The sequence below is a fragment of the Nocardia sp. NPDC004340 genome, from assembly GCF_053602575.1.
This window is the reverse complement of record NZ_JBSGDW010000001.1, coordinates 1,448,086-1,468,792: the sequence shown is the minus strand read 5'-3', so window position 1 is coordinate 1,468,792 and position 20,707 is coordinate 1,448,086. Positions and strand designations below refer to the sequence as shown.

The following is a 20,707-nucleotide window of genomic DNA, read 5'->3' as shown; positions in this document are numbered from 1 at the left end:
GATGGGAGCATTGCGGGCGTGTCTGTTGTACGCCGTCTGCCCGTGGTCAAGGACCTGACCTTGGTGACGGCGGGGGCGATGACCGCGAATGTCGCGGGGTATCTGCTGCAATTGCTCGCCAGCCGCTGGCTGGGAGTGGCGGGATACAGCTCCTTCGCGAGCCTGCTGGCGATCCAGGTGCTGTGCGCCGTGCCCGCGCTGGCCTTGCAGAACGTGGTGGCGCGCGAAGTGGTGCGCGGCGCACCCGCGACGGCCGTGCGCACACTCGCGCTGCGCTGCGCCGCCCTGGTCGCGGCGGCCGCGGTCGTGCTGGTGCCGATCGTCGCCCTCGTGTTGAAGGTGAGTGTCGTGGCCGCGGCCGGCGCGCTCTGTTCCGCTCCCCTGCTGGTCCTGCTCGCGGGCGAACAAGGGATTCTCCAGGGTGGCAGCCGATTCCGGCCGCTGGCCTGGGTGCTGGGCGGCGCGGCGATCCTGCGGGTGACTCCGGCGCTGATCGCGCTCGCGGTCGGCGGCGGCCCCGCGCCCGCGCTGTGGGCGGGCGCCGCCGGAGCCGCGACCGCGGCCGTCGCGGCGCGACGTGTGGCCGACACGGTCAGCGTTCCCGTCGGCGCACGTGATCTGGCGCTCGGGGTGGTTCCGGTCTTCCGGGCGGCGCAGGTGCAGGCGGCGTTGATGGCGTTGTCGTCGGCCGATCTGCTCATCTCGCGAATCGTGCTCAGCGAGAACGATGCCGGGCGGTACGCGCTGGGTGCGATCGCGGCCAAGATCGCGTTCTGGCTGCCGCAAGCGGTCGGCGTGGTGCTGTATCCGCAGATGGCGCAGCCCAAGCACTCCGCGCGCGCCATGCGGTCCGCGCTGGCGGTGCTGATGGGGATCGGCGCGGTCACGGTGCTCGGCGCCGCGCTGGCCGCCCCGCTCGCCCCCTTGTTCGCGGGACGCGACTACGCGCCGATCCAAGGGCTGCTGTGGCTGTTCGCGCTCGACGGCGCCCTGCTGGCGGTGCTGCAAGCGGTGCTGTTGTCGGCGATCGCGGCCGACCGCACCGCACCCGCGGCGATCACCTGGATCGGACTGGGCGTCGGGGTGACGGTCATGCTCACCTGCGCCCACTCGGTGCTCACGCTGATCCTCATCGCCACGATCACCGCGGCCGTCACCACACTGGTCCTGACAGCGGTCACCCTGCGCACGGCCCGCGACGAGACCCCTTCGCGGGTCCCCGATCTCGGGCCGACCGGAACGTAGGGTGCCGGTGTGAACGCGGTGGGCGGAGAACGGCGGTGGCGCGGGCTGATCCCGGCCGGGTACAGCCTGCTGCTGTCCGTGATCGTCCTGGACCCGCTGCTCTGCCCCGGCTACCTGCTCCTGCGCGACGCCGTCAGCACCCCTCGCTCGTATCTCACCGACTCCGCGCTCGGACTCGGTGACGCCGCACCCCGCGCGGTACCGCAGGACGCGCTGATCGCCACCCTGTCCCCGGTCGTCGACGGCGGACTGATCGTCAAAGCGATTCTCCTGGCGGCCCTCTGGCTGTCCGGCTGGGGCGCGGCGGTCCTGGCCCGCGACCTGTTGCGGGTCTCGCTGGGCCCGCAGCTGGTCGCGACGACCGTCGCCATCTGGAACCCGTACGTGGCCGAACGGCTGCTCCAAGGACATTGGAGCCTGCTCACTGGCTACGCCGCGTTGCCCTGGATCGCCCTGCTCGCCTGGCGGTTACGCGCGGGCTCGGACCCGGCACAACCAATCGCGGGCATCACCTCACCCCACACCCGACGCCTCAGCTCCGTGGGCGGGTGGGCCGGGTTGGCGGGCTGCCTGGCCGCGGCGGGACTCACGCCCACCGGATCCCTGCTCGCCGGTGCGTTGACGCTCTCGCTGGTGGGCCGCCGGAATCTGACCGGCGCGGTGGTGCTCTGGATCGTCTCCGCTGCCCCGTGGCTCACCGCGACCGCGCTCTCCGGCGCCGCCGCGGAGCCCTCCGATCCGGCGGGCGTCGCGGCTTTCGCGGCCCGCGCGGAACCCTGGCTCGGCACCCTGGGCAGCCTCGCCGGATTGGGCGCCATCTGGAACGGCACGGCTGTTCCCGGCACACGCACCACCTTTTTCGCCCTGGTCGGGACGCTGCTGTTGCTCGCCCTGGTAGCGACCGGCGTGCGCGCGGTGGTGAGCCGAGTCCCGGAAGGGGCTGCGGCTGTACCGAATACGGGGACCGACCACGGACTCATCGTTCGTCGCCGACTGGTGTGGCTGGGGCTCACAGCGATCGTGTTGCCCGCGCTCGGCGCGACCGGATGGGGGCTGTCGGCGGGCGAGTTCCTGGTGCGTGAGGTGCCGGGGACCGGGCTGCTGCGGGATACCCAGAAGTACGTGGCGCTGGCGGTTCCGGCGTACGCGTTGTGCGCGGCGGCGGGGTGCCTGGTGGTGGGCCGTTGGATCTCCCGCATAGTCGCGGACGAAGCGAACGACCGGCCCGGGCGGGCCCGAACCGGCGGTGCCGCAGCGCTTTTCCTCGCGATCCTGTTCCTGACCCTGCCGGATATGGGCTGGGGCGTCGGGGGCGCGTTGCGGCCGGTGCACTATCCGGACGGGTGGCGACAGGTGGCGGCCGAGGTGGGCGCGCCCGGCGATGTCGCGGTGTTGCCGGGCGGGATGTTCCGCAAGTTCCGGTATTCGGGGAGCGCACCCGTACTGGATCCCGCGCCGCGCATGCTGCCGCGAGATGTGTTGCAGACCGGGGAACTTCCGGTGCGCGGCGGCAGTGTGGCCGGTGAGGGCGCACGGGCCCGGAAGGTGGAGAGTCTGCTGCTGCACGGTGGGTCCGTGCGCGAACTGGCGGGCCTCGGCGTTGGATGGGTGCTGGTCGAGGGTGGCACACCGGGGCCGATGGGTGACTCGAAAACCGTTCTCGCTCAGCTGACTCCGGTATACGCGGATCGAGATGTGCAGCTGTACAAGGTGCCCGGCGAGATCGCCACGCACGAGGCTTCCACGAGCAGCCGCCGGATCGCCGGGGCAGCGCACCTGCTGTGGGCCGCGCTGCTGGCCGGCGGATTCCTCACCGCCGCAGTCCTTTCGGTGCGGCGCGGTTCAGTCCTTCGGGAATCCGAGCGCGAATCCCGCACCGATCACGACAACGCTGATTAGTGCGATGACGACGATGATCCACATGCCTCGATGCTAGGAATCATCACGGCGTCGCGCCGGGACTTCGGCGAATCAGACGCGCGCGGGCGCGATCAGCCCGCTCACCCGCTCGCCGCGGGTCACGGCCGACAGCACCTCGTAGACGCCTTTTCCGGTTTGCTCCCAGGAGAATTCACGCGCCCGCGCCCGCGCCTTCTCCCCCAGCACGGTGCGGGCCTCGCTGTCGCGGAGCAGTTCCCCGACGGCCGCGGTGAGCTGGGCGGAGTCGTCGACCAGGAGCCCGGTGACGCCGTCCACGACCGAATCGGTGAGGCCACGCGAACTCCGGTACCCGACGGTCGGCACCCCGTGCTGGGCGGCTTCGATGACGGCCAGTCCCCAGCCCTCCTTGCGGGAGGGCAGCACGTGCACCCAGGCGCGGGCCAGCAGGCGATGCTTCTCGTCCTCGTCGACGTGCCCGTGGAAGGTGACCGCGTCGGCGATGCCGAGCTCGCGGGCGTGCGCGCGCAGGTTCTCGTCCCACCAGCCGCCGCCGACCACGTCCAGGTGCAGGCCGGGGATGCTGTCGCGCAGTCCGGCGACCGCCGCCATGGCGTCCTCGATCTGCTTGTGCGGCACCAGCCGTGAGAGCACCACGATGCTCGGATGCGGGGTGCGGGCGGATTCGTCACCGGCGGGCACGCATTCGGGGATGGGCTCCGCGCCATTGCGCACCACCGCGATCCGCGGCGCGTCCACGCCGAGCGCGGTGAGCTCCTCGGCGGAGGGCAGCGACACCGTGAGGTACTGGTCGCCCCGGTGCACGCGCGGCGAGAGCCGCGATTCGATCCACCACCCGATCCGGCCGACCAGCTTCCCGGCCACCGGCCACTGCTCCCGATGCCCGTGATGCACCAGCACCACGGTCGGCGCGGCGCTCACGGTGCGCGCGAAGAAGGGGATCCCGTTCTGGGTGTCGATGACCGCGTCGGGCCGCAGCCCCCGCAGCGGTCCGAGTCCGACCCGCCCGAGCGCGATGGCGGCCAGCGCCCGCGGGTACACGGTGAAACGCCCGCCGCCGCGACTGATCTCGATCCCATCGACCGATTCCCGCCGCGCCGCCCCCGGATATCCGGCGGTCCGCAGCGTCACCTTCACGCCGCGCGCGGCCAGCTGCGCGCCGACCTGCTCCAGGTACCGCTCACTCCCGCCGCCCTGCGGATGCCCGGTGTCGCGCCAGCACAGCAGCAGCACTTCACGCACGGGCGATTCTCCAGGGGCACGGTCGGGGGACGGACAGACAATGGGCTCCACAATATAGCGAGCCGACCGGTCTCGGGCCGGCAGTGCCGATCCGACCTGCGATTGCCCGCGATTCTCCGCGTGAGAGACTTGCCGCCGTGCTTCGAGCTGAGCAGACCACCGTGCGCCGTCCGCGATTCGCCCGCCGGGCAACGCTGCGACGCTCGCTGCGGCTGCTGGGCAGCTTCCGGTTCGAGCAGACCGATCCCGCCGTGTTCTACGGCGGTGTGGCCACCGATACGGCCGAGCTGGTGTCGGACTTCTACCGGGATCTGACCGGGCAGTCGCTGCGCGGCACCGTGGTGCTGGACGTGGGCGGCGGGCCCGGCTACTTCGCGGACGAGTTCGGGCGCGCGGGCGCGCGCTATCTCCCGGTCGAGCCGGACCCCTCGGAAATGCACGCCGCCGGATTGCGGGTCGCGGGCGCGGTGCGCGGGTCGGGAATGGCCTTGCCGTTCCGCGACGACGCGGTGGAGGTGTGCGTCTCCTCGAATGTGGCCGAGCATGTGCCGCAGCCGTGGGTGATGGCGGCCGAGATGCTGCGGGTGACGAAACCCGGTGGCCTCATGGTGTTTTCGTACACGGTGTGGCACGGCCCGTTCGGTGGACACGAGACCGGGCCGTGGCACTACCTGGGCGGGGAGTACGCGGCCCGGCGGTATCGCCGCAAGCACGGGCGGGAGCCGAAGAACCGTTTCGGGCGTTCGCTGTTCGCGGTCAGCGCGGCCGAGGGCGTGCGCTGGGCCGCGGCGGTACCGGACGACATCGAGATCCTGGCGGTGTTCCCGCGCTATCACCCGCGCTGGGCGTGGTGGGTCGTTCGGGTTCCCGTGCTGCGGGAGCTGCTGGTCAGCAACTTGGTGGTGGTGGCCGCCAAGCGGCCGCGCTAGCCCACCCGGGCGCGTTCAGCGGAGGGCGACGCCGCGCCGCCACACCCGGCGGAGGCCGGTGCAGGGTTCGGGTTCGCCCCACGGTGACTCCTGGGTAGCCAATCCCACGGTTTCCATCGCGGTCAGGCCGACCTGACCGGCGAGGGCGTTCACGGCGGCAACCGCTTCGGCCGCGAGTAATGCGGCGGTGGCTTGCGCAGTGGTGAGGGTCCGGCCGGGTAGGAAGGACACCACCCATCCGCCCGCGCCGACGCTTTTCGCCTGATGCGGCGTGAGATCGCTGGTCATCAGCGCTCTGCCGACCACTTGCACCGCCATGACTCGGACTCCCCTGTGCGGTAACTGTTCATGTTACGTGCGAGCTATCCACGGTAGCTATAAAGCATGCTCGCTACGGCTGCCGAATGCAATAGTGCGTTCGGCGAAAACAGAACCGACAGGTCGGGATTCGATTGCCGAGGGTGCTGATGATTTGCCACGAGTATGCGGAAGTGCTTGCGCGACTACATGTCCGGCGTAGCTAGTCCGCCGGAACCAGAAGCCGCAGTGCCGGTTGTCCTTTCCGGACAGTCGGATAGGTCGCCTCCACGACCTCCACCCGCCACCCGGGCGGCAGCACCCGCTGCAATTGACCCGCCGCCCGCTGCATGGGGGTGCTGCTCACCGGCGAGTCGGTATCGGAGAACTCATCCACCAGGAAGTCATCGAGCCGCGTATCAGCCATACGGGGGATCTACCTTTCGAAGAGCTATGGAATAGCAACCGACCGAAGTGGTGGAGAAAGGTGTTCTGACCCGAGCATAGGCCACCGCCGGGCAACCAAGATTTCAAACCGCGTTTTACCTCGCCGGTAACAAGGGTGCTTAGAAACCGACGGGTCCAATTTCAAAGAAAATCCCGGCCAGCGGGACGATTGCCCACCGGGACGCGGACAACCCGGGGCACAAAACTGTAACGTGTTCTCATGGAGTTCCAGAGTCTGTTCATCGGTGGCCGCTGGACCGCGCCGGCCGGCCCCGACACCCTGCCCGTCGTCTCGCCCGCAACCTTGGAGACCGTCGGCAGCGTGCCCGTCGTCACCCGCGCCGACGTGGACGCCGCGGTCGCCGCCGCCCGCCGGGCCTTCGACAGCGGGCCCTGGCCCGCCACTCCGCCGGAGGAACGCGCCGCCCTGCTGTCCCGCGCCGTCGCGCTGCTGGACCAGAAGGCAGGCGACCTCGCCAACGCGCTCTCCGCCGAGACCGGTGCGCCGCCGATGGCCGCCAGCACCCTCAACTACGTCTCCGGCCGCGCCACCCTCGACTTCTACGCCAACCTCGGCAAGTCCTTCCCCTGGACCGAGACCCGCACCGGCCTGTTCGGCACCACCCGCGTCTCGCGCGAGCCGGTCGGCGTGGTCGCCGCCGTCATCGCCTGGAACGTCCCCATCTTCCTCGCCATCAACAAGCTCGCGCCCGCCCTGCTGGCCGGCTGCAGCGTGGTCCTCAAGCCCGCGCCGCTGACCCCGCTGGCCGCCAACCTGCTGGCCGACATCTTCGCCGAGGCCGGCCTGCCCGAGGGCGTGCTGTCGGTGCTGCCCGCCGAGGCCGACGCCTCCGAGTACCTGGTCTCGCACCCCGGCGTCGACAAGGTGACCTTCACCGGCAGCTCCGCCGTCGGCCGCAAGATCGCCGCCATCGCCGGCAGCCAGCTCAAGCGCTGCTCGCTGGAACTGGGAGGCAAGTCGGCCGCGATCCTGCTGCCCGACATGGACATCGCCACCATGCCGCAGCTGGCCTTCTCCGGCCTGATGAACAGCGGCCAGGCCTGCGTTGCCCAGACCCGCATCCTGGCTCCCCGCAGCCGCTACGACGAGATCCTCGAGGCCCTCACCGCGGCCGTCGACCTGTTCCCGGTCGGCCTGCCCGACGATCCGGCCGCCCAGCTCGGCCCGCTCATCTCGAAGGCGCAGCGCGAACGCGTCGAGGGCTACATCGCCAAGGGCAAGGACGAGGGCGCGCGCCTGATCCGCGGCGGCGGCCGCCCCGATGGCCTGCCCGGCTGGTACGTCCAGCCCACCGTCTTCGCCGACGTGGACAACGCCATGACGATCGCCCGCGAGGAGATCTTCGGCCCGGTCCTGTCGGTCCTCCCGTACGACACCGAGGAGGAGGCCATCGCGATCGCCAACGACAGCGACTACGGCCTCGCCGGTTCGGTGTGGACCGCCGACATCGAGCACGGCGCGACCGTCGCCTCGAAGGTCCGCACCGGCACCTACGCCATCAACTGGTACGCCTTCGACGCGTGCGCGCCCTTCGGCGGCTACAAGACCTCCGGCATCGGCCGCGAGAACGGCCCCGAGGGCCTGGACGCCTACTGCGAGACCAAGTCCCTGCTGATGCCGATGGGCACGTAGCCCGGCGAACGAACAACGGCTCGCCCGCACAATCAGTGCGGGCGAGCCGTTTTCGTTCTGTGGGGGTGCGGGGGCTTACCCCCGCTCACCCTTATCGGGTTGTGGGGGCGTGCGCCCCCACAACCGGCCGTCTCAGGCCAGACGCTCCTTCAGAGCCTCGAACTCGTCACGCAGGCCGGAAGGCAGCTTGTCGCCGATGAACTCGAACCACTCCTCGATCGAGGGGATCTCGCGCTTCCACTCCTCGACGTCGACCGCGAGGGCCTCGTCGACATCGGCAGCCGTCACGTCCAGGCCCTCGAGGTCGAGGTTGGCCGCGACCGGCACATTGCCGATCGGGGTGGCGACGGCCTCGGAGCGGCCCTCGATGCGGCCGACGATCCACTCCAGCACGCGGGAGTTCTCGCCGAATCCGGGCCACAGGAAGCGGCCGTCGTCGCCACGACGGAACCAGTTGACGTAGAAGATCTTCGGCAGCGCCTGGGCGTCGGCGTTCTTGCCGAGGGTGATCCAGTGGTTCAGGTAGTCACCCACGTGGTAGCCCATGAACGGCAGCATGGCCATCGGGTCGCGACGGACGGTGCCGACCTTGCCCTCGGCGGCGGCGGTCTGCTCGGAGCCCACGGTCGAGCCCATGAACACGCCGTGCTGCCAGTCGAAGGACTCGGTCACCAGCGGGATGGTGGTCTTGCGGCGACCGCCGAACAGGATGGCCGAGATCGGCACGCCCTGCGGGTCGTCCCACTCGGGGGCCAGGGTCGGGCACTGCGACATCGGGGTGCAGTAGCGCGAGTTCGGGTGCGCGGCGAGGGTTTCCGACTCGCGCTCGAACCAGTCGTTGCCCTTCCAGTCGACGAGGTGGTCCGGAGTGCCCTCGAGGCCCTCCCACCACACGTCGTTGTCGTCGGTGAGGGCGACGTTGGTGTAGACGGTGTTGCCGGCCTCCATGGTGGCCATGGCGTTCGGGTTCGAGCTGCGGTTGGTGCCGGGGGCGACACCGAAGAAGCCGAACTCCGGGTTGACGGCATATAGTCGGCCGTCCGCGCCGAAGCGCATCCACGCGATGTCGTCACCGAGGGTCTCGGCGCGCCAGCCCGGGATGGTCGGCTGGATCATGGCGAGGTTGGTCTTGCCACAGGCCGACGGGAACGCCGCGGCGATGTAGTAGGCCTTGTTCTCGGGCGAGATCAGCTTGAGGATCAGCATGTGCTCGGCCAGCCAGCCCTCGTCGTGCGCCATGGCCGAGGCGATGCGCAGCGAGTAGCACTTCTTGCCCAGCAGCGCGTTGCCGCCGTAACCCGAACCGTAGGACCAGATCTCGCGGTCCTCGGGGAAGTGGGTGATGTACTTGGTGTCGTTGCACGGCCACGGCACGTCGGCCTGGCCCTCGGCGAGCGGGGCGCCGACGGAGTGCAGGGCCTTCACGAAGGGGCGGTCGGTGCCCAGCTTCTCGAGGGCGGCCTGGCCGGCGCGGGTCATCACGCGCATGGAGACCACGACGTACTCGGAGTCGGTGATCTCGACGCCCAGCTTGGGGTCCTCGGCGCCGAGCGGGCCCATGCAGAAGGGCACCACGTACATGGTGCGGCCCTTCATGGAGCCGCGGTACAGCTCGGTCATGGTGGCGCGCATCTCGGCCGGGTCGACCCAGTTGTTGGTCGGACCGGCGTCGGCCTCGTTCTTGGAGCAGATGTAGGTGCGCGATTCGACGCGGGCCACATCGGAGGGGTCGGAGAGCGCCAGGTACGAGTTGGGCTTCTTCGACTCGTTCAGCTTCTTGAAGGTGCCCGCGGCGACCAGCTGCTCGGAGAGACGGGCCGCTTCCTCTTCGGACCCATCCGACCAGACCACGCGGTCGGGCTGGGTGAGTTCTGCGACCTCCTGTACCCAGGCAAGCAGTTCCTTGTGCTCGGTGGGCGCGGTGCCATCGTGAAGACCAGGAATGGTCGCTGAGGTCATGAAAACTCTCCTGAGATGGGCGGCCCCGATGAACATCGAGCCGAGGAGCGCGGCTCGCGACACCGAGTGCCACCAATTGCGGCAAGGCTCCCGTCGGTCCCGCACGCGCGCCCATACCGGCTGGACGCACGTACAGGAACTCGGCGGATGCCCTGGTTCCTGCCATAGAGGTTAACGCCATATATCGCGCTGTACGGAATCGGGTTGTCCAGTCGGTACCGGGTCGAAACCTCCGACCAGCCATTATCCGAATTCGAGTGCGGCCAGGTCACGTTCGCATGCCTGCACGAGCGCGGGTCGCCGCTGCGCCGCGTGCCGCAATTGCGCCTCCAATTCACCGACCCGCGAATCGGTTTCCACCATGCGGGCGGCGGCACTGCCGAGCACCCCGTCGGTGAGCCGCTCCTCGGCGTCCACCAGGGCGGTGGCGACCCGCTGTTCCAGTCCCGCGCGGGCGTCGACCAGCGCGTCGGCGACCCATTGCCGCAGGTGAGCGCCCTCGGCGAGGCGTCGGCGGGCGCGCACCACCCAGCCCGCGCCCGCGGCACCCAGGACCAGACTGATCGGCATGATCGCGTAATCGAAGGCCTGCAACAGGGCCAGTGGCGTCACCAGCAGCCGCCCCAGCCCGAACCCCGCCGAGGCCCCCAGCACCAGCACCAGGTGGTCCTCCACGCCCCGCGGCCGCGGTCCCGGCGTCGGCGCGGCCCGCGACACCCGGTCCGCCGGGGCCGGAAAAGATATATGCCATTCCTCCGCGACGGATTCCTCGACCTGGCGGCACAATTCGCCGATCCGGGACCGAATCGACCGATCCATCTCCCGTGTGAGTTTTTCCACACATTCGCCGACCCGCGCCGGAAATTCGGTGAGCGCATTCCGCGCCAACCCGTCGATCTCATCCCGCAACTCCCCGTGCAACCCCCGAATCCGCGCCCCCACCTCGTGCAACAGCTCCACCCGAGCCAACTGCGCCCGATTCCGCACCACGCTCATCGCCGCCCCGCGACCCCCGTCCCCCACCGCCAGCAACCGCGCCCGCTCCGCCCGCAACCCCGCCACGTCCCCGCCGTCCCGCACCTTCGCCAACTGCCCCCGAATCCGCCGCCGCGTCTCCGCCAGCACCCGCTCCCGCACGATCGCCACCTGATCCCCGGCCGCGCCCGCCCCGGCCGCCGCCACCAACCGCGCGTGCAACAACCCCACCCCCGAGCGGTCCACCAGCGCCGCATCTCCCGCCGCTCGCCCCACCGCTGCCATCCGCGCCGACACCGGCACGATCTCCTCCCCGCCGCCACCCACCTCGGCCAGCAGCTCCGAATCCAGCTTCCGCACCTCTCGCCACTCGCGATGCGCGTGAATCCCATCCAGCGCGAACACGATCCGCGTCCGGTCGGCGCACAACCCCCGTACCCGGCCCAGCAGCTCCTCCCCGATGAGGACACCGGCATCGAGTACGACGAGCGCTACCCGATGCGAACGAGCCGGGTCACCGCCGACGAGATCGATGTGCGGCCGGAACCGGGCCAGCTCCACCCGCAACGCCGCCGATTCGTCACCGCCGATGAGCGCGACCGCCGCGGCCTTCCCCGGTGCGGCCATCCCACGCAGCAACGCGAGACCGTGCGGATTCCAGCGCATGACAATGGCTTCCACTGCTTCGTGCAGCCCGGCCGGCCTGCACGCGGTCGACACCGCCGCATCGGTCACGCCCGGAGCGATACCGAAGACCACGTCCGGCGAGGCGGCATCAGCGGCGCGGTGACCTGCCGACAATTGATCCGACTCTGTGGCCGTCACCCTGGACAGCGGAGGCAGCTCCAGCCCACCGCCGAACGAGCCGGAACCAGGCTCCTTTATCGGTTGTCGTTCCGGAGTCGCCGAAACACGTACCGGCGGCGGCAATTCGAGGCCGGTATCCGGACGTGCGGCGTCCGGCTTCGGCTCGGGAAGCGGTGCATCGTCGGGGCGCGGTGCTGGCATCAACACCGCTGATTCGTTCCAGGGGGTGTGGTCGGCTTGGCCGCGGGAGGTTCACCGGCCGATGGCGGCGGCTTCGTAGCGGCGGTGCAGTTCGCGGTGGAGCGGGTCGATTCCGCTGGTGCAGTGCAGGATCTGCAGGAGGAGCCGTACGGGAAGCTCCGGAGCGTGGCGCAGGGCGGTCAGAGCGCACGAGACGCCGTGGAGATCCCAGCGGTCGAGTAGCGCGCGACGGGCTTCGGGATCGGGGGCGAGGTCCGGGGCGGCGAACAGGTCGTGGGAGAGGGTGAGGGGCGGGTCCGGATCGTCGCGGTGGCGGCGCAGTGTGTTCAGGTCGGCGTCGGTGAGGGTGCCCGAGCGGGTGCGGGCGGCCAGCGTGGCGACCACGGGGAAGACGGGGAGATCGAGGTCCGAGGCGAGCGCTTCGGCCGCGGTGGCCGCGTCGGACCAGCGCACGCCGATGGCATCGGCCTTGTTGAGGACGACCAGGGTGCGGTCGGGCGGGAGGGTGGCGAGCAGGCGGCGGTCGGCTGCGTCGGCCCGGCCGGGGAGGACATAGAGGAGAAGATCGGCGTCGAGGGTGGGGTTCGGACGGCCGGGACGGTCGATCGGGCGGGTTTCCTCGGCGGTGAGCAGGGACAGGGCGCGGCAGAGGGTGGTTTTTCCGGCGCGGGCGCGGCCGGTGACCTGGATGCGCGGCGTTCGCCGGGGCGGCACGCGGGCAGCGTAGCGGGCGGATGCGGAGGTGGGGGCGGAAAACTCTCACGGAACTCACAATCAAGACCGCGCGGTCGGGGAAGCGGGCTCGAACGCACCCCTCGAGAGGTGGTGGAAATGGCAACTACCGCAAGGTGAGTCACCGTGCGGTCGTCATCGCGCGTGGTCGCGGCGGCGTGTCCGGTGTGGCGTCCGGCCTGGCAGCCGGATTGATCTTGGCCGTCGGAACCCGTGGTCGATTGCTGCGCTAAGGATCGAATACTGGACAATGGACGCCGTGAACGACGCCGCGAACCCCTCTGCCGAGCCAGCTCCCGGGCCGCGGTCCGCCGACCCCGCCGGTGACCCCGGTCACCCGGAGAACCCCGCCGCCGAGTCGGAGCAGACCGCCGGCCGCGAGCGCCCCGTGGGCGGCAACCGGCTCTATCCCCGGGTCACCAGCTTCCGCGCCCGCCGCGGCGCGGTGTCGCCCGCCCGCCAGGACGCCTGGGATCGGGTGTGGCCGGTGATCGGCAAGGACGTATCCGACGAAAAGCTGGACGCCGAGGCCTGGTTCGGCCGTTCGGCCCCGCTGATCATCGAGATCGGCTGCGGCACCGGCACGGCCACCGCGGCCATGGCGCAGGCCGAGCCGCAGTTCAACCTGATCGGCATCGAGGTCTACAAGCCGGGTCTGGCCCAGTTGGTGCAGCGGGTGGAGCGGGAGGGGATCGACAATCTCCGGCTGCTGCGCGGCGATGCCGTGGATGTCCTGGAAAATATGATTGCTCCCGAATCGCTGACGGGCGTGCGCGTGTTCTTTCCGGACCCGTGGCCCAAGGCCCGCCATCACAAGCGGCGGCTGTTGCAGCCGGAAACCTTCGCACTCATCGCAAGTCGGCTGATTCCGGGCGGCGTGTTGCATGTCGCGACCGACCACGCGGACTACGCGGAGTGGATCGGCCTGTACGGCAATGCGGAACCCCAGCTCATCGGCATGAACGAGCCCACCGGCGGGGACCCCGAGGCGTATCGAAACAAGGCACCGATTGGTTTCGAACGTCCGATTACCAAGTTCGAAAACAAAGGACTCCGCGCGGGTAGCGCCATCACCGAGTTCATCTGGGGGAAGATCGAATCATGAGCGTCAGTGAGATGACCCCGGAGGTCGCGGAAGTTGCCGGAATAATGCACGGCGGCGACTCGACCGGACTACAGGGCACCACCGGGCTCCACGGCAACGCAGCCGTAGCCATTGGCGGCACCGCCACCGACGTACGCCGCGTGCTGTTGGTCTGGGATGCACCGAATCTCGATATGGGCCTGGGCGCCATCCTCGGCGGCCGCCCCACCGCCGCCTACCGCCCGCGCTTCGACGCGCTGGGCCGCTGGCTGCTGGCCCGCACCGCCGAACTGTCGGTGGGCAGCACCACCCGGGTGGAGCCCGAGGCCACCGTCTTCACCAATATCGCCCCCGGCACCGCCGATGTGGTGCGACCCTGGGTCGAGGCACTGCGCAATGTCGGCTACGCCGTCTTCGCCAAACCCAAGATCGACGAAGACTCCGATGTGGACAGCGACATGCTCGGCCACATCGAGCTACGCCGCCGCGGCGCCGGACTGGCCGGGATCATGGTGGCCTCCGCCGACGGGCAGGCGTTCCGCGCGCCCCTCGAGGAGATCGCCGCTTCCGGCGTGCCTGTTCAGGTACTGGGTTTCCGCGAGCACGCGAGTTGGGCCGTCACGTCGGATATTCTCGAATTCATCGACCTCGAGGACATCCCGGGCGTGTTCCGTGAACCGCTGCCCAGGGTCAGCCTCGACTCGCTGCCCGACGAGGGTGCGTGGCTGCAGCCGTTCCGGCCGCTGTCGGCCCTGCTCACCTCCCGCCCCGCTCAAGGAGTCGCTTAGTGTTCACCCGCTGGGGCGACCTGGTCTACAAGCTGCGCTACACCGTCCTGGGTGTGGTCGTCGCCGCACTGCTCTCGTTGGGAGCGTTCGGGTTCGGGCTGGAGGACCATCTCAGCTCCAGCGGATGGGACGACCCGACCTCGGAGTCGACCGCGGCCGCGCAGCTCAAGGACAAGGTTTACAACCGCGACCACAACAGCGACGTGGTCCTGCTGTACACCGCGCCCGACGGCAAGACCGTCGACGATCCGGCGTGGAGTCAGAAGGTCATCCAGTCCCTGAACGACCTGCCCAAGCAGCACCCGGAGATCACGCAGGTCAACGCGTCGCCGTGGAAGACCGAGACCGGTCAGCAGCTGGCGCAGGCGGTGAGCCCGGATCGCAAGCACGCCTTCGCGACGGTCGCCATCAAGGGCGACAACGACACCGAGATCATGCGCAACTACCGGAATGTGAAGAACGCCTTCACCGTTCCGGACGTGACGGTCGAGGTCGGCGGCATGCAGCCGATCGCGGGCACCCTGAACGACACCATGGCGCAGGACCAGAAGCGCATGGAGATCATCGCGATTCCGGTGGTCGCGGTGCTGTTGTTCTTCATCTTCGGCGGTGTCGTCGCGGCCGCGCTGCCGCTGATCATCGGTGGCCTCACCGTGCTCGGCGCGAACGGCATCGTCATGGGGATCACGAAGTTCACCGAGGTGAATTCGTTCGTCTCCCCGGTGGTTTCGATGATCGGCCTGGGCCTGGCCATCGACTACGGCCTGTTCATAGTCAGCCGCTTCCGAGAGGAAGTGGCCGACGGCTACGACACCAAATCGGCGGTGCGGCGCACGGTGCAGACCGCCGGCCGCACGGTCATCTTCTCGGCGACCATGATCATCGCCGCCAGCGCCGGCATGCTGCTGTTCCCGCAGGGCTTCCTGAAGTCCGTGGCCTACGGCACCATCGCGACCGTCGCACTGGCCGCGATCTCCGCGATCACCGTCCTGCCGGCGCTGCTGTCCATTCTCGGGCCGCGCGTGGATGCCCTGGGCCTCAAGCGTTTCCGCAAGGAGAAGACCACCGAGCAGATCGAGAACGGCTTCTGGGGCCGGATGACCGCGTGGGTGATGAAGCACCCGCTGAAGGTGGCCATCCCGATCACCATCGGCCTGCTGCTGCTCATCATCCCGGTGAAGAACCTGCAGTTCGGCGGTATCTCGGAAACCTATCTCCCGCCGGACAATTCGACCCGACTGGCGCAGCAGCACTTCGACGAAGTGTTCCCGATGCGCAAGTCCGATCCGCTGCAGCTGGTCATCATCACCGACGAGTCGCGCAGTGTGGGACCGCTGATCAGTGAGGCCAACGCGAGCACGCCCGGCCTGCTGTCCAACGGCAAGTTCCAGATCCCGTCGAAGCCGCCGAACGGCTCCAACGTGTGGGTCTCGGAAGGCCGCCTGGAGAAGGGCGCGGACAAGGCCGCCGCCATCGAGGCGCTGCGCGCCATGGAGGTGCCCGAGGGCGTCGACATGATGATCACCGGTCAGCCCGCCATCGAACAGGATTCGATCAGCGCGCTGCTGGACCGCATGCCGTTGATGATCGCGCTGGTGGTGCTGGTGACCACCATCCTGATGTTCCTCACCTTCGGCTCGCTGGTGCTGCCCATCAAGGCGGCGCTGATGAGCGCGCTCGGCCTGGGGTCCACGCTCGGCATCCTGACCTGGATCTTCATCGACGGTCACGGTGCGGGCCTGTTGAACTTCACGCCACAGCCGATCATGTCGCCGGTGCTGGTGCTGATCATCTCCGTGGTCTACGGCCTGTCCATCGACTACGAGGTGTTCCTGCTCTCCCGCATGGTGGAGTCGCGCACGCAAGGCGCGAGCACCACCGAGGCGGTGCGCGCGGGCACCGCGCAGACCGGTCGCATCATCACCGCGGCCGCGCTCATCCTGCTGGTGGTCACGGGCGCGTTCGCGTTCTCCGACCTGGTGATGATGCAGTACATCGCCTACGGCATGGTGTCGGCGCTGTTCATCGACGCCACCGTGCTGCGCATGCTGCTGGTCCCGGCCACCATGAAGCTGCTCGGCGACGACTGCTGGTGGGCGCCCAAGTGGATGAAGAAGGTCCAGCAGAAGATCGGCCTGGGCGAGCCCATCCTCGACGACGAGCGGCCCGGCGGCGGCGAGGTCGTGGACCTGGTCAAGACCACCCCGATCACCGACCCGGTCACCATGCAGATCCCGATCGTCACCGACGGTTCCACGCCCGCGCGCCCGCGCAAGCCGCGCCCGCGCCGCACCGTCGACGTGGACAGCGAGGCCCCGACCCAGCGCATCGACACGGTGACGCCGGCCGAGTCCACGCCGCCCGCCGACAACACTCCGCAGCCGCCGGAGAACACCGCGCAGCAGGCGGAGAGCGTCGCGCCCGCTCCGGAACCGGTGCGCCCCCCGACCGGATTCCCTTCCGCCACAGTCCGTCCCGGCTTCGGCGTCACGCCGTCGACCACCGCGCCCCCCGCCTTCGCCAAGCCCGCGGGCATCAGCGAACCCAGCACCGAGGCGACCTTCAACCCGCCGGTGGAGACCTTCGGCACCGCGTCCGAGACCTATGGCGCGCCCGTGGAGTCGGTTCCGCCGCTGGCCCCGCGCCGGGTGATCAGCACGGCCGCCGCGGAAGCGCCGACCACCGATTTCGGTTCCGTCCCGCCGGTCGCCCCGGCCGGACCCGCCGAGTCCGCCGCGCCCCGCGGTCCGGTGACCCCGATCGGCGACTTCGCCTCGCCCGCACGCGGTTCCGCCCCCGGCCTGCCGCAGCGCAAGCCCGAACAGCCCGCCGCGAGCCAGGCGTACAGCCAGGACGTGAGTTTCACGCCCCCGCCCGCGCCGGTCACGCCGCCGAGTTCGGTGCCGTCGATCTCGCAGCCCGCACCGCCGGCGCCGCAGCCCGAGGCGACACCGCCCACGTCCACGGTCGGGTCCGAGCGGGTGCTCCCGCCGCCGACGCCGAAGATCGCGCCGCATCCGGCGACCCGGGCCCAGCTGTACCAGCCGCAGCCGGAAGGCGAGCAGCCCGCGCCGGAAGCCGCTCCCGCGGAACACCATCCGACGCATCACGCGGCCGGTGAGCAGCCCGAGGACGGCCCCGGGCGCAGCAGCATCGAGCAGTGGATGTCGGATCTGCGCACCTCCCGTCGCCGCCCCGGCAACCCGGACGAGGACGACGCCAAGCACCGCGGTGGTGAGGGGCGGCAGGTGAGCGTCAACGAACTGCTGCGTCGCCAGAACGACGACTGACGCGAAGCGACGCGGGAAGGCCCGGCCGAATTCTCGGCCGGGCCTTCCTTTTTCACCGCCCTAGGTGCGGGCGTTCAGGTCGGCGAAGGCCCGCGCGTAGCGGGTGCCGACCATCAGCAGCAGTACACCCACCACCAGGAACGCGGCCGCGCGCAGCAGTCCGGCCAGGGTGGCCAGGTCGAACAGGAACAGCTTGGCCAGGGCCGCACCGGTGAGCAGCAGGCCCGCCACCAGCGCCACCCTCGCCTGCGGCGACTTGCGCGAGAGGCGGCGCAGGCCGAACAGCAGGGCGGCGGTGGCCGCGGCCATCCAGATCACCGTGGCGATACCGTGTCCGGCCAGGAACCCGTCGCGACTGCCGGTGGCGACGCCGAGCGACACGGTCAGGGCGGTCACCGCGTACAGCCCGGCGATCCCGGCGAACACCGACAGAACGGCGGCGTCGGACTCCCGGTCCAGCAGGCCCAGGCGACGCGCGGTCCAGGCCGCGACCGCCAGCACCGCGAGCAGGAACACCGCCGACAACGCGGTCGAAATACCCAGGTGCGCTTCGGCTTCCGACTGCCCGGCCAGCGTGGCCGGGTCGGCGCGGAACAGGAAGGCGAGCGCGCCCAGCCCGCCGTAGGCCGCGCCGAGCGCCGCCGCGAACCGCGACCGCTGTTGTCCGGCCACCGCCAGGAAGCCCATGGAGACCACGAACAGCGCCGTCGGCAGCGTCTGCACCTCGGTCACGCCGGCACACGCCTCCAGCAGCGCGACCGCACCGGCCAGCGCGGACACCACGGCCAGGTGCCCCGGAATCCGGACGGCGGCACCGAGTTTCGGCACCCACGGCACCGCCGCGACCAGCAGCAGTACCGCCGCGACAGCGCCGGCCAGCACCGTCGGCCCGGTGCGCCCGGAGAACAGGACGGGCGCGGCCAGCATCGGCACGGTCGCCGCGCCGAAGCTCAGGCTCGCGGTCACGTCGCCCGCCCGCAGCCGCCCGGCGAGCACCGCACCGGCCAGCCCGGTCACCGCGATGACGATCGCGGCGGCCAGCGCCTGATACCGGTCCGGCCCCGCACCCGAATCGAGAGCCGTGCCGACCACCGCGAGCAAGGTCACCAGCACCGCCGGAATCGTCCGAATCACGTGCAGCCACGGCCAATCCCGCACCAACTGCACTGGCAGAGCGGCGATCTGCAACACGATCAGGAAGCCGACCAGCAGCATCAACTCCGTCGAAACGAACGGCGCGAGCACCGCCGCCCCGCCCGTGACCAGCACGGCCAGACCCTGGGAGTTCCACCGCATGGCGAGCGCCACGCCCCCGGCGGCGATCCCGAACGCCACCACGTACCCGACGACGGGATCCAGCCACCGGTACATCGTGGTCATGGCGACCACATCCAGATATCCCCCGGCGATACCCGTGGCCGCCAACGCGATTCCCCCGACCCGGCCGCCCGGCTTGGCGAACACCCGCGCCCCGACCCCCACCAGAGCGGCCGAGAACAGACCACCGGCAATAACTCTCGGCACCGGTCCGAAGAACCCGGCCTGCGCCGCCAGAACCAGCAGCATGACCACGCCGATCAAGGTGACCGCCACCCCGGCCACGGCCAGCACCCGGCTGATCACGCCTTCCCGCTGCCACCACGGCTCCCGCACCGGCCGCCCGGCCACCACGCGCCGCTGCTGCGGCAACCCGGGCATCGACGACATAGGCTGCGCACCCGGACCAGCCCACCCCGGCGGAGCCGCGCCGGCCGGACCCGGAACAGGCTGCCCCACAGGCATTCCCGTCGGTCCTGCGGGCGGGATCCAGCCGGGGGCGGGCGGAATCGGAACCCCCTGCTGCGCAGGCCATCCCGGCACACCCACGGGGGGCTGCGCCCACGCCGGCACAGCTCCGGCCGGACCGGACCACGGCGCATTCCAGGCCGGAACCTCATGCCCCGCCGGAACATTCCCCTGAACGGGCTGTCCGCCGAGCTCAGCCGCGGCAACTCCGCCGGGTACACCCGGAACGCCCTGTTCCGGCCGCCGTTCCGTGGCGGAGACGGTCGAGGGGGCCTCAGGCCCGCCCGCCCCGGCAATGCCCGTGCCGGTCGCGGTCTGTGCCGCAGTCCGCATGGTTTCGGCGAGAACCTGCGTGTGCAGGGTGTCGAGGTCGCGGCCGAGGACGTTCAGGTGCTCGCCGAGCGAGGTGAATTCGGTCGACAGCCGCGCGATCAGGCGGGGATCGATGGCGGGATTCATGCCCGCAATGCTCCCGACCTGCGGGTTCTGCCACATGAGTAGAAACACCCGGGCGGCGGGCGATTACTACGCGAGTCGCGGCCGAGCGGTCAGGCGGAGTGGGCGGCGGCCCGCGCGATGGTCGCGGTGATCTCGGCGGTGATCAGGTCGGGGGCTTCCAGCATGGGGACGTGCCCCAGGTCCGGGAGCGGACGGATCCGCACGGCCGCGGTGGGGGTGAGCGGCGCGTAGACGTGCGGCGGCAGCACCCGGTCGTGTTCGGGCAGCAGGATCGTGGTGGGGACGTCGAGCTCGGCCAGGCCGGTGAAGCCGACGGGCAGCTCGGGGTCGGTCGCGAGGTCGTCGACGATGGCGCATTCGGTGATGGCCGCGGTCATGGCCTTGGCGAGCGGATTCGGCACGGCGGCCGGGCGGTAGGCGAGCAGCGGCAACAGCAGACTGCGCAATAACGACGGCATGGTCGGCTGCTGGCCGGGGCCCAGCCCGATCAGCGGCCCGAAGGCACGGAACCGGCGCAGCAGCGAGTCCGCGGCAGCGGGGGTGCGCCACAGCCCCGCGGGTGCGATGGCGGTGCAGGAGCGAGCCCGGCCGCGGGCGGCGAGTTCCAGGGCGATCCAGCCGCCCAGCGAGTTGCCCGCGATATGGACCGTGTCCCAACCGGATTCGTCGAGCAGCCGCTCGCAGTGGTCGACCAGCGCCGTCACGGTGGCGGGACGCGCGGCCTCGGGTCCGCCCCAGTGCCCGGGCAGGGTGGGGGCGAGCAGGGTGTGGCTCGCGGCCAGGTCGTCGAGTACGCCACCCCAGGACTGCCAGGTGAGCAGCACGCCGTGCAACAGCAGCAACGGTTCGCCGCGGCCGGTTCGATGCACTGCCTCGGGGGCCGGGACGCCTTCCACCATGCGCGTGACCCTACC

The 20,707-nt window shown here is 70.4% G+C and carries 15 protein-coding genes; 7 read left to right on the top strand and 8 right to left on the bottom strand.

Annotated elements, in window-relative coordinates:
• Positions 1-78: 78 nt before the first annotated feature.
• Positions 79-1,245 carry a polysaccharide biosynthesis protein gene (locus ACWEOI_RS06495; RefSeq protein WP_452359204.1) on the top strand — a complete coding sequence of 389 codons (1,167 nt, stop codon included), beginning with the start codon at positions 79-81 and terminating at the stop codon, positions 1,243-1,245.
• Positions 1,246-1,254: 9 nt separating this feature from the next.
• Positions 1,255-3,144 carry a hypothetical protein gene (locus ACWEOI_RS06490; RefSeq protein ID WP_452359101.1) on the top strand — a complete coding sequence of 630 codons (1,890 nt, stop codon included), beginning with the start codon at positions 1,255-1,257 and terminating at the stop codon, positions 3,142-3,144.
• 72 nt (positions 3,145-3,216) lie between these two features.
• Here ACWEOI_RS06490 and ACWEOI_RS06485 read toward each other — a convergent pair whose 3' ends face one another.
• The gene (locus ACWEOI_RS06485; protein ID WP_452359100.1) at positions 3,217-4,386 is read right to left on the bottom strand and encodes a glycosyltransferase family 4 protein; all 1,170 of its coding nucleotides are present in this window, start codon (positions 4,384-4,386) and stop codon (positions 3,217-3,219) included.
• Between the two features lie 137 nt (positions 4,387-4,523).
• Between ACWEOI_RS06485 and ACWEOI_RS06480 the strand changes: the two genes are divergently transcribed.
• Entirely contained in the window at positions 4,524-5,315 is a 792-nt protein-coding gene (locus ACWEOI_RS06480) for a methyltransferase domain-containing protein (protein ID WP_452359099.1), read from the top strand.
• A gap of 15 nt (positions 5,316-5,330) precedes the next feature.
• Here the strand turns inward: ACWEOI_RS06480 and ACWEOI_RS06475 are convergent, their stop codons facing one another.
• Complete coding sequence (locus ACWEOI_RS06475) at positions 5,331-5,633, bottom strand: hypothetical protein (protein WP_433669239.1); 303 nt, start codon at positions 5,631-5,633, stop codon at positions 5,331-5,333.
• 202 nt (positions 5,634-5,835) lie between these two features.
• A complete protein-coding gene (locus tag ACWEOI_RS06470) occupies positions 5,836-6,039 on the bottom strand; it encodes a hypothetical protein (protein WP_433669241.1) in 204 nt (67 codons plus the stop codon).
• Between the two features lie 240 nt (positions 6,040-6,279).
• Here ACWEOI_RS06470 and ACWEOI_RS06465 point away from each other — a divergent pair, with 240 nt between their 5' ends.
• Positions 6,280-7,713: an aldehyde dehydrogenase gene (locus ACWEOI_RS06465; protein WP_433669242.1), complete on the top strand. Its 1,434-nt coding sequence runs from the start codon at positions 6,280-6,282 to the stop codon at positions 7,711-7,713.
• Positions 7,714-7,845: 132 nt separating this feature from the next.
• On the opposite strand, the gene ACWEOI_RS06460 is transcribed toward ACWEOI_RS06465, so the two are convergent.
• The 3 genes from ACWEOI_RS06460 to ACWEOI_RS06450 form a co-directional block, all read right to left on the bottom strand.
• Positions 7,846-9,672: a phosphoenolpyruvate carboxykinase (GTP) gene (locus ACWEOI_RS06460; protein ID WP_433669244.1), complete on the bottom strand. Its 1,827-nt coding sequence runs from the start codon at positions 9,670-9,672 to the stop codon at positions 7,846-7,848.
• Positions 9,673-9,915: 243 nt separating this feature from the next.
• Positions 9,916-11,472 carry a hypothetical protein gene (locus tag ACWEOI_RS06455; protein ID WP_452359098.1) on the bottom strand — a complete coding sequence of 519 codons (1,557 nt, stop codon included), beginning with the start codon at positions 11,470-11,472 and terminating at the stop codon, positions 9,916-9,918.
• A gap of 234 nt (positions 11,473-11,706) precedes the next feature.
• Positions 11,707-12,369: a hypothetical protein gene (locus ACWEOI_RS06450; protein ID WP_452359097.1), complete on the bottom strand. Its 663-nt coding sequence runs from the start codon at positions 12,367-12,369 to the stop codon at positions 11,707-11,709.
• Positions 12,370-12,637: 268 nt separating this feature from the next.
• On the opposite strand from ACWEOI_RS06450, the gene trmB reads away from it, so the two are divergent.
• Genes trmB through ACWEOI_RS06435 form a run of 3 tightly spaced genes read left to right on the top strand, consistent with a single transcriptional unit; the run spans position 12,638 to position 17,549 of the window.
• On the top strand, positions 12,638-13,492 hold the full coding sequence (gene trmB / locus ACWEOI_RS06445) for a tRNA (guanosine(46)-N7)-methyltransferase TrmB (RefSeq protein WP_433669250.1): 855 nt from the start codon (positions 12,638-12,640) through the stop codon (positions 13,490-13,492).
• Positions 13,489-14,259: an NYN domain-containing protein gene (locus tag ACWEOI_RS06440; RefSeq protein WP_357094131.1), complete on the top strand. Its 771-nt coding sequence runs from the start codon at positions 13,489-13,491 to the stop codon at positions 14,257-14,259. The genes trmB and ACWEOI_RS06440 overlap by 4 nt, the downstream gene beginning before the upstream one ends.
• A complete protein-coding gene (locus tag ACWEOI_RS06435) occupies positions 14,259-17,549 on the top strand; it encodes an MMPL family transporter (RefSeq protein WP_452359096.1) in 3,291 nt (1,096 codons plus the stop codon). The genes ACWEOI_RS06440 and ACWEOI_RS06435 overlap by 1 nt, the downstream gene beginning before the upstream one ends.
• A 60-nt stretch (positions 17,550-17,609) precedes the next feature.
• Here ACWEOI_RS06435 and ACWEOI_RS06430 read toward each other — a convergent pair whose 3' ends face one another.
• Together ACWEOI_RS06430 and ACWEOI_RS06425 are read right to left on the bottom strand one after the other, a co-directional pair.
• The gene (locus tag ACWEOI_RS06430; RefSeq protein WP_452359095.1) at positions 17,610-19,256 is read right to left on the bottom strand and encodes a DUF2339 domain-containing protein; all 1,647 of its coding nucleotides are present in this window, start codon (positions 19,254-19,256) and stop codon (positions 17,610-17,612) included.
• A gap of 626 nt (positions 19,257-19,882) precedes the next feature.
• Entirely contained in the window at positions 19,883-20,692 is an 810-nt protein-coding gene (locus ACWEOI_RS06425; protein ID WP_433669257.1) for an alpha/beta fold hydrolase, read from the bottom strand.
• Between the last annotated feature and the right edge of the window lie 15 nt (positions 20,693-20,707).

What these genes read in the sequence shown, in the direction of transcription:
- ACWEOI_RS06430 (WP_452359095.1), bottom strand. Translation starts at nt 19,256, where the DNA reads ATGTCGTCGATGCCCGGGTTGCCGCAGCAGCGGCGCGTGGTGGCCGGG.
- trmB (WP_433669250.1), top strand. Translation starts at nt 12,638, where the DNA reads ATGGACGCCGTGAACGACGCCGCGAACCCCTCTGCCGAGCCAGCTCCC.
- ACWEOI_RS06460 (WP_433669244.1), bottom strand. Translation starts at nt 9,672, where the DNA reads ATGACCTCAGCGACCATTCCTGGTCTTCACGATGGCACCGCGCCCACC.
- ACWEOI_RS06495 (WP_452359204.1), top strand. Translation starts at nt 79, where the DNA reads ATGACCGCGAATGTCGCGGGGTATCTGCTGCAATTGCTCGCCAGCCGC.
- ACWEOI_RS06465 (WP_433669242.1), top strand. Translation starts at nt 6,280, where the DNA reads ATGGAGTTCCAGAGTCTGTTCATCGGTGGCCGCTGGACCGCGCCGGCC.
- ACWEOI_RS06475 (WP_433669239.1), bottom strand. Translation starts at nt 5,633, where the DNA reads ATGGCGGTGCAAGTGGTCGGCAGAGCGCTGATGACCAGCGATCTCACG.
- ACWEOI_RS06440 (WP_357094131.1), top strand. Translation starts at nt 13,489, where the DNA reads ATGAGCGTCAGTGAGATGACCCCGGAGGTCGCGGAAGTTGCCGGAATA.
- ACWEOI_RS06425 (WP_433669257.1), bottom strand. Translation starts at nt 20,692, where the DNA reads ATGGTGGAAGGCGTCCCGGCCCCCGAGGCAGTGCATCGAACCGGCCGC.
- ACWEOI_RS06470 (WP_433669241.1), bottom strand. Translation starts at nt 6,039, where the DNA reads ATGGCTGATACGCGGCTCGATGACTTCCTGGTGGATGAGTTCTCCGAT.